Annotated in this window: 11 protein-coding genes and 1 other RNA gene; 3 read left to right on the top strand and 9 right to left on the bottom strand. The window is 44.6% G+C overall.

What is annotated here, in order from left to right:
* Window positions 1–12: 12 nt before the first annotated feature.
* The gene (locus MHH28_RS23730; protein WP_405106085.1) at window positions 13–2,343 is read left to right on the top strand and encodes an AraC family transcriptional regulator; all 2,331 of its coding nucleotides are present in this window, start codon (window positions 13–15) and stop codon (window positions 2,341–2,343) included.
* 69 nt (window positions 2,344–2,412) lie between these two features.
* On the opposite strand, the gene MHH28_RS23725 is transcribed toward MHH28_RS23730, so the two are convergent.
* The 4 genes from MHH28_RS23725 to MHH28_RS23710 all read right to left on the bottom strand — a co-directional run bounded on the left by MHH28_RS23725 (window position 2,413) and on the right by MHH28_RS23710 (window position 5,526).
* Entirely contained in the window at window positions 2,413–3,330 is a 918-nt protein-coding gene (locus MHH28_RS23725; RefSeq protein WP_405106083.1) for a VOC family protein, read from the bottom strand.
* A gap of 97 nt (window positions 3,331–3,427) precedes the next feature.
* The gene (locus tag MHH28_RS23720; protein ID WP_405106081.1) at window positions 3,428–3,661 is read right to left on the bottom strand and encodes a hypothetical protein; all 234 of its coding nucleotides are present in this window, start codon (window positions 3,659–3,661) and stop codon (window positions 3,428–3,430) included.
* Between the two features lie 4 nt (window positions 3,662–3,665).
* The gene (locus tag MHH28_RS23715) at window positions 3,666–4,919 is read right to left on the bottom strand and encodes a mechanosensitive ion channel family protein (protein WP_405106079.1); all 1,254 of its coding nucleotides are present in this window, start codon (window positions 4,917–4,919) and stop codon (window positions 3,666–3,668) included.
* Between the two features lie 220 nt (window positions 4,920–5,139).
* The gene (locus MHH28_RS23710; RefSeq protein ID WP_405106078.1) at window positions 5,140–5,526 is read right to left on the bottom strand and encodes an aspartyl protease family protein; all 387 of its coding nucleotides are present in this window, start codon (window positions 5,524–5,526) and stop codon (window positions 5,140–5,142) included.
* Window positions 5,527–5,980: 454 nt separating this feature from the next.
* Here MHH28_RS23710 and MHH28_RS23705 point away from each other — a divergent pair, with 454 nt between their 5' ends.
* Entirely contained in the window at window positions 5,981–6,547 is a 567-nt protein-coding gene (locus tag MHH28_RS23705; protein ID WP_405117227.1) for a TetR/AcrR family transcriptional regulator, read from the top strand.
* A 60-nt stretch (window positions 6,548–6,607) separates the two neighbouring features.
* Window positions 6,608–8,449, top strand: a complete 1,842-nt coding sequence (locus MHH28_RS23700) for an alpha/beta fold hydrolase (RefSeq protein ID WP_405106076.1) — start codon at window positions 6,608–6,610, stop codon at window positions 8,447–8,449.
* 58 nt (window positions 8,450–8,507) lie between these two features.
* Here MHH28_RS23700 and ssrA read toward each other — a convergent pair.
* From ssrA to MHH28_RS23675, 5 genes are all read right to left on the bottom strand, one after another.
* Window positions 8,508–8,872, bottom strand: a transfer-messenger RNA (tmRNA) gene (ssrA, locus tag MHH28_RS23695).
* Between the two features lie 202 nt (window positions 8,873–9,074).
* The gene (gene smpB, locus MHH28_RS23690; protein WP_039296783.1) at window positions 9,075–9,554 is read right to left on the bottom strand and encodes an SsrA-binding protein SmpB; all 480 of its coding nucleotides are present in this window, start codon (window positions 9,552–9,554) and stop codon (window positions 9,075–9,077) included.
* A gap of 188 nt (window positions 9,555–9,742) precedes the next feature.
* Window positions 9,743–9,937, bottom strand: coding sequence for a DUF4177 domain-containing protein (locus tag MHH28_RS23685; protein WP_405106073.1), 195 nt, complete (start codon window positions 9,935–9,937; stop codon window positions 9,743–9,745).
* 21 nt (window positions 9,938–9,958) lie between these two features.
* Window positions 9,959–11,296: a S8 family peptidase gene (locus MHH28_RS23680; protein WP_405106071.1), complete on the bottom strand. Its 1,338-nt coding sequence runs from the start codon at window positions 11,294–11,296 to the stop codon at window positions 9,959–9,961.
* Window positions 11,293–13,440, bottom strand: coding sequence for a peptidase domain-containing ABC transporter (locus tag MHH28_RS23675; protein ID WP_405106069.1), 2,148 nt, complete (start codon window positions 13,438–13,440; stop codon window positions 11,293–11,295). The genes MHH28_RS23680 and MHH28_RS23675 overlap by 4 nt, the downstream gene beginning before the upstream one ends.
* Window positions 13,441–13,445: the final 5 nt, after the last annotated feature.

The raw sequence follows: 13,445 nt of genomic DNA, 5'->3' as shown, positions 1-13,445 counted from the left end.
GTTCTTAGCGCCATGAAATTCAGACAACCACTCTTCGCATCGCTGAAGCGGCACCCTACTTATATGAAGCTTATTTTTTATTTTGTCAGTGCGAACGTTCTGGTACTGGGGGTATCCTTCGTACTGCTCTATGGGCAATCCTCCAAGACCCTGCTGCACGAGATCGGAGATCATTCGGAATCCCTCCTCGTGAACGGGGCCCGGAATACGTCGCGGCTGATGGAATGGGCGCTTGATTTCAGCTTCTCCTCCAGCAATGACAGCGCACTTAAGGTGTATGCGCTTTCAGATCATTACAGCGATTTCGAAACCTATGGGGTATGGAGCCAGCTGATGGACATTAAGAACGCCAATCCCTCCATTGATTCTGTCTACCTCATTAACGATTACACGAATACGGTTGTTGACTCCAGGCTTGGGTTAAATGATACCGCCGCTTTTTACGATCAGGATATACTTAAGCGCTTACGTGACCCGGATATAGTGAACCATAGCGTGCTCATTCCGCGAACCTTGTCCCTCCCTCTTACCGGGAATACACCCAAAGACGTGCTGACCATTGTCAGATTTTATGAAAAAGGCAGTTCCATCTCTGCGTTCGTCATGAATGTGGATACGGATAATCTCATGACCCTGCTTCAGAACAATTCAAACTTCGCCAGCAGGTCCATCACCGTGCTGAATGACCGGGACGAGACGATCTTCAGCAGCACGGCCATGAGTCCGCAGCAGATTGCAGAGCTCCGGAGTCACGGAATGAAGGGCGCCAGCGGCTGGAAGCTGTTCCAGCCCTATGGCCAGGGGGAGAAGCTGGTGGTGTATGCCGACTCCTCGATCAAGGGCATCCAGGATTGGACCTTCATTGAGATGATACCGAAGTCCGCCATCCTGGGCAAAATCACAGTCCTGCGAAATACCAGTCTGATCCTGTTCCTCGTCTTGTTCGCGGCCTCCCTGGCGGTGATTATTCTAATCTCCAAACGGGTATACTCGCCCATTCAGGAGCTGATCAGCCGGGTCATGCGGCAGCATCAGGCGGAGAAGCCCGGCCTTGGAGCGAACGCCAATGAACTGGAGTACCTGTCGAGTGTCTTTATATCGCAGCATAATCAGATTCATGAGCTGACCGAGCAGTGGCGGCATAATAAATTTCTGGGCCGAGAGCGATTCCTAAGGGATTTTCTGGGGGAGACTTACCACTCGGCAGAGGAGATCAGCGCTCAATTCCTGGAATGGGGGATTGATCTGCCGACAGATCAGCTATCCGTAGCGATCTTCCGGATCGACCACTTCGCGGAATTCTCGGGAGTATACCCGGAGAAGGACCGGCGCCTGCTGCGGTTCGCCATGTCCAATATCATTCAAGAGTCGCTGCAAGCGTCCAGGCACAAGCTGCAAACGGTAGATATGGGAGACGACCACGTGGCTGTCATCTTATCGGCCCCCTTATCCGAGGAATTCGTGAAGGAGCTGCAAGGCTCCCAGCAATTAATCCAGCAATATTTGTCCGTGGGCACCACCATTGCCTGGGGCCGGACCCTGCCGGGCTTAACCGACATGCATGAGGTATATCTGGAGACGTATGAGCTGACGCAAGAACGGTTCCGCTTCGGACACCGCTCGCTTATCGTCAAGGCATGGCTGCCGGATGCGCCCGGGGAACTGTATCATTTGCCTGTGAGCCAGGAGCGGCAGATTGCCCAGGCCATTCTCAAGGGGGAGGCCCCCGTCATTCTGGAGGTCTTGCGCTCCGCGGTAGTGAAGCTGCGGGAACTGCCATATTTTGAATGCAAAATGTCCCTCATCACCTTGTTCATGAACATCCGCCGGCTCATCCAGGAGCATTCCGCTCAGCCGCTGCCCAGCTCGTGGGGGCTAACGTCCATCGAGAAGCAGATCATCCAGCAGGAGACCATAGATAACGTCACGCCTTGGATGGAGGCCTTAATTACCAAGACGCTCGAAGACATTGCAGCCGCCCGCAGCCAATCCAAGAATATCGCCCTGATCTCACAGGTGGACCAGTTCATGGAGAGTCATCTCACCGATCCGAATCTGTCTGCCACCATGCTGGCCGATCACCTGGGCTTGTCGGTCAATTATTTCCGCAGCCTATACAAAGCAGAGACCAACCAGTCCATCACCGACAAAATATCGGAGAAGCGGCTGACCTTCATCTGCCAGGAGCTCATTGCCTCCGACTCCCCGATCGAGCCCATCGTCCAGCATTTCGGCTTCTCGTCCCTGAACACCTTCTATTCCAGCTTCAAGAAGGTGTACGGCATGACCCCGGCCCAGTACCGGAAGAAGTACCGGGCGGAGGATGGCGGGGGGACGATGTAATAGCACGCAAAAAGGCGATAAGGAGTTGTTCCTTATCGCTTGTGTTGGTATTCCAGCAAGTTGCCGCTCTTATTCTCCCTTATAGGCCTTACGTAGCTCCGCAAGCTCGAACTTCTTCATCTGCAGAAAAGCCTTCGTCACACGCGCCAGCTGCTCCGGCGTGCCCTTCTTCATCATCTCATTCATCTCCGCCGGAATAATCTGCCAGGAGATGCCGAAGGCATCCTTCAGCCAGCCGCATCGCTCGGCTTCAGGAACTGCGGACAGCTTGTCCCAATAGTAGTCAATCTCTTCCTGAGAATCGCAAGATACCATGAAGGAGACGGCTTCATTGAAGCTGAACTGATGATTATGCGCACTGTCCATTACCGTGAACCACAGGTTCTCCAGCATGAAATCCGCGAACATAATCGTTCCTTCCTGATCCGGCGCAGAGCCTGCCGGGTAGCGGGTAAGAAGACCTTGCCGCGAATCCTTGAATACGGATAAGTAGAAGGACATCGCTTCTTCCGCCTTCCCGCACTGATCCCCGACGAACAACAAGGAAGGAATAATTGCAGGCCGCTCCTCCCCTGCCGGGTTCGTTAGAATCAGCTGCCAGGACACTCCGAACTTATCCTGAATCCAGCCGTACCGCTCACTGAATGGATACTTGCCGAGCGGCATCAGGGCGGTGCCGCCTTCCGCTAACTTGTTCCACACCTCATCTAATCTCTCTGCTGCATCCTTTTCCCTTGAGGGATCAAAATTCACAAAGAAAGACACCGACGGATTCAGCTTGAAATACGGCCCCCCACTAATCGCCATGAACGGCTGCCCCCAGACCTCAAAAGAGACCTGACCCGCATCGCCGGATGGCGTATCATGAATGGTGTTCACACTCGTAACCTTGGAATCCGGAAACACAGAAGCGTAAAAGCGGGCGGCTTCTGCCGCCTCCTTGTCATACCAAAGATGCGGAACAATTCTCTGTCTGATGCTGGCCACAACGATTCCTCCTTAGCTTCCTGTCCGTTCGGATCCAGGGACAGGGATAGGGCTTCAATTTGCTTTATTATACACTAAAGGAAGGCTGCTTCATTCTTTATTCGGAAAAGGTTGCCCAGCCAATGTCCTGACTACGTTCCACCAATCTTCTGCAACGGCCTACGAATTTTTCCTCCAAATCATTGTTCAGAATGTTTGATAACCAATTACGGATATGAGCAAGGAAAAAGCGGCCATTTGAGGCCGCTTTTTCCTCCTTCTCTAGTGCTAGAGCCGAGAGATCAACCATGCCCGAAGTTAACAGCACACAAGCTTCAACGGCTGCAGTCATGTCCTCAGTACCCCGCCGAATACTCCCTTCTCTCTTTTAAATTAACAATATCCTGGCCCGTAGGGTTCTGAAAAACACGAAGTCCAAACAGAGGGATAATTGCAAAAATGTGATCAAAGATATCAGACTGGACCGATTCATACACACCCCAGGTTGTTTCATTGCTGAACGCATAAATTTCCAAGGGCAGTCCGCTGTCTCCTGCTTCTAACTGTCTGACAATGAGCGTCATATCCTTATGAATTTTGGGATGATTGCGCAGATATTCTTGGACATATTCTCTGAACACTCCAATGTTCGTTAGCTGTCTCCCATTAACCTTGCTCTCCATATTGATATGATGCTCGATATTATAAGCGTTAATTTCATCTAATCTTGTCGTGACATAATCGCTAAGGTAGTGTACCTTCCGGAACTCCTCAATCATTTCTTTGGTACAGAAGCATATGCTGCTCGTATCAATACAGACACTTCGTTTCATCCTTCTGCCGCCGGAAGCTTCCATGCCCCGCCAATTTTTAAAAGAGTCTGAGATCAAAGCATAGCTTGGAATCATCGTAATGGTTTTATCGAAATTCATTACTTTTACCGTATTAAGCGTAATATCTATGACATTGCCGTCAGCATTATATTTAGGCATTTCAATCCAGTCACCCACACGAACCATATCGTTAGAGGATAGTTGAACCCCTGCCACGAGGCCCAAAATCGAATCCTTGAAGACTAGCATAAGAACAGCGGATAACGCCCCCAGCCCACTAAGAAGAATAAGCGGATTCTGACCCATAAGGTTAGAAATGACCACAATCGCACCAATAATATACAGAATAATCTTCGCAACCTGGATGTAGCCCCTGATCGGCCTAATCTTGGACACTTCATACGTCCGATAAATAGCATCGATGGCATCAAATAGTGCATTAAACACCGTGATCATTACGATAATCATATAAGCTAAGGCGAATTTTACAATGAAAGACTGATACAGCGGAAAAATAGGCGCAGCGTAATAGATGATAAAGGCCGGAGCAAGATGCGACAGCTTGTGGAACACTTTTTTCTCCAAAAAGAAATTATCCCACGTATACCGGTTGTTATTAATAATATGGATGATGATCTTCAGTACGATTTTTTTGGCTACAAGATTAGCCACTACAGAGAGCAAAGCAATACATAATACCATAATGATGTTTGAGAGATACACACTCATTTGCTCGCTCACGCCATATCCTGCAAGGTGCTCTTTAATAAAATTCATCATTTCCTCCTGACAGGGTGCATAGTAGCCTACAATTATAAAGCATAAATATATTAGAAACAAATATTGTACACGATAAAGCATATAGTTAGAACATCTTCCAAAAATAAAAAGACCACCTTAAGAAGGCGATCTCACTGAGAGTACGATGAGGCTGGGGGAGAACTTGCATCGCTACAATACGGCGGAATTTGCTACTGAAAATGTATGAGATAGCTGTTTAGCAAACATTAATTTTCAATTGCATTTCCCCAGTGTCAATCACGGCCCCAGCTTGTTTCAAGAAGTTAAAACAGAGGATACCATCGATTTCCATGCCATAATCCATATTCCCGATTTCCACTTGAAAATCATTAAGTATTGCTTCATCGACTATAATTAAGTTCAGGTATTTGGTGTAAACATACTCCACACCACCTACACCTCGTATAATATCAACGACATCATTCCCTTCAGGAACCATACCAATCTCCTGCACGATGTCCGCGTTCAAAAGCGTACTGGCAGAGCCTGTGTCAAGTAATACCTTCTCCAGCTTTAATTCTCTCCCTCTGAACACAACAGTCATGCTCACGAAGGGAAGACCATAGATTTCTGTTATATTCATCTGGGCCCTCTAATCCCGACATATCGTTCTCGCGCTACAACCTCAGGACGGGAGGTGTGAAAGAAACAATACTCTCTGTGAGGGTCTTCCTGGTGTAATTCACTATACCGCTTCAATGCTTTGGTGGAGTCCTCATAGGAGTCGATCACAGACATCTCTTCAATAAAACGCCGGCCCTCCTTAGAGTAAGCCTTAGTCGCCTCAAGAACGACCCATTCATTTGGAAAACGCTCCTGAACTTCATCCCATCGCATCTTGGACACCTCCGGTTAAATAATTACTAATATTATATCATAACAGGTATTAAATTCTAAACCAGATTCAGTTCCCGCCTAACTTTAGAAGTTGATTCGCATAATAACCAAGAGTAGATCGTAAATAATCATATTTATCCTCCTACTTGCAACGCTCGAATTAGTACTGTATAGTTCTAGTTATGACAAAGATAAAAGTAATGAATCAAAAACGTGTGCTTGAAGTCGCGGCAGCCTTATTTTTAGAAAAGGGATTTGCTTATACCAGCATGGATGAATTAGTTCGTGTGAGCAAAGTATCAAAATCGAATGTGTATTATCACTTCGCTGATAAGGAAGAGTTGTTAGCAGGGGTCGTGGATTATTGGATTGAAACGTATGAGCGCGCAATGGATGAAATCCTTTCCCAGAACCAATTATCCGTTGAAGAGCGTGTCCAGATGTTTCTAGAGCATTTATCGCAGGGAGTTCAGTCCAGAGAGTATAAGGGGAGCTGTCCGTTTATTACGCTTTATATTCAAACTCCGGCACAAGCTACGCACATCAAAGAAAAAATAGGTCTCTTTTTCACAGGATTACAAATGAAAATTTCTCTTTTACTTAAGCAAGGAGCAGAAAAAGGCGAGTTTAGAGATACGATTCATATTGACGAGGTAGCGGCACTTTTTATCACGAATCTTGAAGGAGCGCTGTTTCTTGCAGAGACATTGAAGGATGCAACGGTGATCACGAGAACAGCTAGCCACTTTTTCAACTTGCTTCGATAGAGAAGCATTTTTTTTACACATAATTAGTACTATTAAGTACTAAAAAGGAGAACGGATGACATGAGGACTATATTTTTAACAGGTGGAACAGGCTTTATCGGGAGGCAACTCGTGGAGGAGCTTCTTACAGAGGAGGTTATAATTTTTCTTTTAGTGAGGTCGAAAGGTAAAGCAACACGTGCTTTTCAGGAAAAAGGTATTCTCAACGAGGCAGCGATGCACTTTATTGAAGGTGATTTGACGAAACCAGATTTAGGTCTAAGTGATGAAGATAAGGAGAGGGTACTACGCACGGATGTTATTATTCACGCTGGCGGACAAATGGATATTCAAGCGACAACGCAGGAAGCAACCTCTGTATTTTTAAATGGTGCCAAGCATATCGGTCAATTCGCTAAACGTATCCATCAGTTGAAGGGTTTGCAGCAATTTATTCATGTCGTTGGATATATGAGCCCCTTTGATGATACTAATAGCAAGGTTGCGATTGATGTGTTCCAAGAAGGGCACGACTATTTGAAAATAAAGAATCCGTATGAACGAACAAAATTTCTAGCAGATCTGTATATTCGCCAGCAGGCATCCGCTATAGGTTATCCGCTATCTGTTATTAACCCGCCAACCGTAGTCGGCAGCAGTACAACAGGGAGTACGGAGCAAGTAGCCGGCTTAGGCTTGCTTGTGGCGAGTATGCGAAGAGGGCTGATGCCCGTTATTCCTGGAGGCAAAGGGTATAAATTACCGCTAATTGCAAACGATGCGCTGGCGAAGTTTATCGTTCAGGTTGTTAAGCAGGAGCCATCGTCTATTCAAACCTATACACTTGTTCCAGACCAACCGCTGGACCCGGATATATCTGAATTATTAGGCATTATGTCAGAAAGTATGAATATGGCCGCACCTACAATCTCTGTGCCCCTTCGCTTCATGAAGGCAATTATGAAAGGCGGGATAAGTAAAATCACACAAATTCCATCAGATGGACTGAATTTTATTACAAATAGAACCTTTTCAAATGATCAATCAAAAAAAGTCATGCGAGAAGATTGGTTTACTAAGACGAGTGTAATGAATTTTTTCCCGGCCGTAGTAGCAGATTTGGACTATCGCCTGATGTACCCAAATGACCAGCATAATCGTGCTTATGAACGAACATTAATCGGAAACACTGTGATGTATCAAATACAAGGAGAGGGTAGGCCATTTATTTTATTCCACGGTTTGCTCAGTGATGGAGCCGATTTATTTCCTTTAGGGCAAGAGCTTCATGAAAAAACGGGTCAACCGGTATGGATTCCAGATCTTCCAGGTTTAGGACGCTCCCCTTTTAAGCAAGAGACAACTCTTCTAGATCTCTATTTAAATGTAGTAAAGGAGTTATCTGGAACAGCTACCCATGGTGCACATTGGATTGGCCATTCCTTCGGAGCGGTTATTCTGCTGGAAGCGTTAGGGCGAGAGTACCTAGATACTAATAATACTATTACTTTACTTCAGCCACCTGTTACGAAAAAAAATTCCAAATCGTTTCATGCTCCTCCATTGTTGAACAAATGGGTAATGAAGTTAGCAACGGCTAATTCATTAGAACGTTATTTAATGGGTCAGGGTCTATTTGAACATACGGAGAGCATTCCGAAACATTATATTGCAAAAGTACGCAGCAGCTTTACTTCGCCTAGAATTTTAAATACAACTCTTCAGCTCAACCGTTTTCTATTGAAAAACTATCAGAGTGATTTCACCAAAGTACCGAGGTCTAATCTTAATATTATTTGGGGAGATCAAGATCGGCGCTATTCCGCTCCATTACATCTTGGTAAGGTTGATGTTGTTCCCTATGGTCATCATTTTCCTCTTAGCCATCCAAGGGAGACGGCTTGTTATATTCTAGGGAATTAATAATACATCCTCAGGCATGAAAAAAGACACCTGATAAGGTGTCTTCTACTTGTACTCCATATGGAGCCGAGGGGAGTCGAACCCCTGTCCGAAGATAACGGCACATAAGCTTCTACGAGTGTAGTTACAGTTTTGATGTCACCCTAGAAGCCCCCCGTAACCGGGTCCCCTTCGGGTCAGCCTGATTATCTTCTTCAGCTCACCCCAGGCGGAGATGAGACAGCGTATTCCACTATTTGTTAGCCCCTAGCCCTGTCACATGGACGATGCAGAGTAGAAGCACGCACACAGTTTCTTAGGCTGCGAAAGCGTAGTTGTTTTGTTGTTTGCCGTTTAATAGGCTTTAGCGTTGATGAAGCGGACGCGTCCCCACTACTCGCTACTCATGCTCGAACTATCCCCGTCGAATCCAAGAACGGCCCCTCATTAGAAAGGGCGCTTCGGATTAACGGATCAATGACAAGCATAAATGCTGATCCGGTACACAGCGATCTTACTCAAGATGGCTGTTCAGAAGCAAAAAATCTACTTACACAGTATAGCACATTTATCAACACTTTAACACGTGGGTTAAAGGAATTGAAGGTCGAATCTGGAACAATTGGGCGCTATCATAACTTCCTGCCTAACGGGCGATCTTCTGCTTGTCACGCAGCACACGCTGGATATCACGTTGAGCGTCACGCTTCGCGGCAGAATCCCTTTTGTCATACTCCTTCTTACCTTTACCTAGACCGATCAGCAGCTTGGCGTAGCCATTGCGAACATAAATCTTGAGCGGCACAATAGTGAAGCCATCCCGTTTGGACGAGCCCAGCAGCTTGTGTATCTGCTCCTTATGCATAAGCAGCTTACGTGTGCGCGTCGGGTCGGTAGGATTGGCGCGGTTCCCCTGTTCAAAAGGACTGATATGCATGTTGTGGATATGAATTTCGCCATTACGGATCGTTGCGAACGCATCCCCTATGTTAGCGCGGCCATTACGCAGTGATTTGATCTCTGTTCCTGTAAGAACCAAACCAGCTTCGTAGGTGTCCTCAATAAAATAGTCATGGGAAGCTTTTTTGTTCTGGGCGAGCACTTTCCCGTCTGCTTTTTTACCCATGAAAGTCACTCCTTGAATCGAATTTAGAAAGCCCTATATAATTAAAATAATTAAAGCTTATCGATTTCACCAGGAAACAGCGGGAAATCAAGTCTCATTTCATATTGTAACAAAGCCAACACCTTTCACGCAAGAAAGCCGCGAAGCTTAATAACCCCGCAGCTTGATAACTGTATTATTAATGTCTGTTATTCTTTTATACGTTCAAAAATAAGCTCTAGCACAGATGCTTGCCCACCAGCCAGTAAAGGCATAGGAACAACGCTGTGAAGCTTCCAGCCATCTGCTGCATAACGCTCAATCACTTGCCTGAAGTCCTCCTTTAATTTCCCACTCACCATACCTACTGGAATTGATACATAATCGTATTCGTACTTATACATTATTGACTCCTCCCTCTTAGTTCAGTTTTCCATTTCAATGACTCGTTCTAAAAGTACCTTTCCATAACCAAATTGATTATCCCAACCCGGATCACCAAGGTCAACGGTCATTTGCTCCATACGTTGGAGTATCAGATTAGTTTCCGGAAAGTGATGATGCTTGTCATAATAATTTGAAATTAACAGAGCTGCCGTAGCTGACACCTGAGGAGCAGCCAAACTTGTTCCATACGAAAGGGAATAACCTTGTGGAATATTTAATATACTGTCTAGTGGCGTATTAGGCAGTATAGTGGGGAACCTGGTTAACATCAAATCTGTTATATTTATCTCTCCTGTTGTATCGAAATTATCACCAAAATAACCACCGTAGGCCACAAAATCAATATAATTTCCATAATTAGAATATGGGGCCAAGCGATTGCTTTTCGTAACCGCACCTACACTAATGACATGTTCAAGCATACTGGGGACATGTACTTCACTGGTTATACCCTCAGAATCAGCATTGATGCCACGATTTCCAGCAGACGCCACGATTATAACTTGATTTTTATCTGCATAATCTACCGCGCGCTGATAGGCATCCAGCAAAATATGGCCTGCTTCATCTAATTGGATGTAACTTCCGGCACTGATGTTAATCACTTGATTTCCGTCATTGGTTGCCTTTACTACAGCACTGAGAAGATCGAAGCTGCTGCCTCCGTCATTATTCATAATTTTATATGGAATAACACTTATGTCTGGAGCCAACAGATTAACTATCCCAGCGACTTGAGTACCATGCCCGTTTTGATCTTGGACATTATTATTGCCATCTACATAGTTCCAACCGTCCGCTGTCACAATAATTTGTCCGTCCTGCTCATTTAACATGTCCACACCGCTATCCAGAAGGGCAACTTTAACATTGGAGTTACCCTTTTGGATATTATAGGTGTCATAATTATTAGTCTGTGCTTCCGCATACCACAAATACTCGTTCAATTCTTCTATCCCGTGTAAATCCCAAGGAATTTTGTTTTGAAACAATTTAGCTTCTGTTGATTCACCAGGATCTTTATACCAGGAGAAGTCTACATAAGCCGAGAAATCCTTCAAGCAGCTATCCAACTGATCAGCAGTACCTTTCAATTGCAAGAAACCAATCTCCTGAATTTTTTTCACTTCAAGTTGGCTCTTGATTAGAAGAAAATCTATCTTTTGGATTTGTTCCGGTTTGTCCAGTAGGACAAATACAACATCTGTTGGAGCCTTGCTCTCCTCAGCGGCATTTGCCGATTCTATAGGATTTAGGAAAAGGCATATGAACAATAGGAATAGTATAAAAGCTATTTGATTCTTTAATGTTCTCAAATTATGCTTCCCCTCTCTTCATACGTCGCATACGTATTCTCTTGAAATTTTGCATAAAATTCTCCATAGAATTCGCTTTTTTCAAGCAATTCATGATGCATTCCTCGAGCTACAATCCCCCCGTCCTCCATCACTATAATGAGGTCCGAGTCCATTATCGTTGTGAGCTTATGAGCAATGACTATTCGGGTACATTTTAACTCTCGTAGAAAGCTATCTATCCTCTTCTCATTCTGGTGGTCTAATGAACTAGTGGCTTCATCTAGTAATATGACAGATGGCTTGTTAAGAAGTGCCCTTGCCAATGCAATCCGCTGCCGCTGTCCTCCGGAGATATTCATACCGAGTTCCGACACCATCGTATTGAAGCCCATGGGCATTCGGATAATGTCCTCATATATCTCAGCCATCTTGGTAACGTTTTGAATCTCTTCCAGACTAACATCTTCATTATACAAAGAGATATTGTCTTTAATACTTCTATTAAATAGGGAGGCATCCTGTGGTACAACACCGATCTGTTTGCGCAGTGCACTTAAATTCAAATCGCGGATATCTTTGCCGTCAAAAGAAATGGCTCCTTCGGAGGGCATATACAAGCCGAGAATCAATTTAGCTAACGTGCTTTTTCCCGCGCCAGACTTTCCGACTATTGCTATTTTTTGTCCAGAGGCGATATTTAGATTAATATCTTTTACGACCAATTCGCTGTGCTCACTGTAACGAAATGATACATTTTCCAAGAGAATATTCCCCTTGAAATTCATAATAATCTCTTTGTCATCATCGCTATGTTCAAGCGGTTCATCCAATACATCCTGCACACGCTCAAGATACGCTCCAGTAATGAAAACAGCATTGACCGTTTGCACAATAGAACCACTCATACTAAAGAAATTGTTCGATAGCGAGTAGAATGCGATCAATTCCCCTAAGGAGAGCTGATTATTGAATACCAGCATGGCTCCGATCCATAATACTAGAAGCGGTGACATCATTTGAAGAGTACCAGAAATTGAAGCAATCAAGTTCATGAATCCTTCCTTATTCTTGTACGCACAGATCAGTTGATCGAGGAAAGAGGACCAACGGCTATATGTCTCCTTCTCAATTCCTGCTGTTTTAATCCCAAAGATCCCATATAAAAATTCAGTTTGATAACTCTGGAGTTGGGAAGTCTTCAAAATCTCGTCTTGATTAACCTCTTTCAAGCGGCGCTTGGTAAAAATTAATACTAGTACATTTAACAATGATAATCCGACAACTAATAATGTTAGAGCTACAGACTTGTTAAGCATATAAATCATAATAAAAGTAATTGCACTGAAGTCCAGCAGACCTAACACAAGCCGCGAAGACAACATTTCTCTAATTACTCGAAGGCTGCTGGCCCGAAATAGTAAATCACCAAACGATCTTAATTGAAAAAATTGATACGGAAGTCGCAGGATATGTGAAAAGAAGTGCTGCATCATTCTTTTATCAAGCATATTATTGAGTACTATGATAAATTTGCCGCGAAAGTATTGAACAAAACCCTGTACAATGGTCAACATTATTACGCTTAACATAAAGATAGATAACAATTGAATTTTATTGGCTGTAATAATATTGTCGATAAGATACTGAACCAAGATAGGCATCCCAAGCGTTCCTAACTGATAGATAATAGCCATAACGATGACAATGGCCACCTTCTTGGGTATTTCCATCAAATATTTAAGGAACTTTCCCCATGCGGATACCTTTTTCTGTGGAACTACCTGTTCAGTCGGTATCATTTCCAATACAATTGAATTATAGCTCTTCTTAAATTGTTCATGGGATATCGTACGTTTACCCACGGCCGGATCAATAATTTTCACACCGTTTTTACTTATTTTATCTACCACTACATAATGGTTTTCTTCCCAGTGGACAATTACCGGCAATTGCAGCTTATCGAGCTGGTGCAATTCAGCCCGGAACACCTTTGCTTCAAAACCCAACCGCACGGCCATATTTCGCATGGTGTACATCGTGATACCATCGCGTCCTATACCTGCCATATTTCTCAATTCTCTCAAAGTCTTGTGTACACTATATCTTCCGGCAACCATAGAAATGCAGCATACTCCGCATTCCGTCTGCAGCATTTGCTCCACAAACG

It is taken from the genome of Paenibacillus sp. FSL K6-1217 (genome assembly GCF_045040735.1).
Classification (GTDB): domain Bacteria; phylum Bacillota; class Bacilli; order Paenibacillales; family Paenibacillaceae; genus Paenibacillus_AQ.
This window is presented reverse-complemented; position numbering and strand designations above follow the sequence as displayed.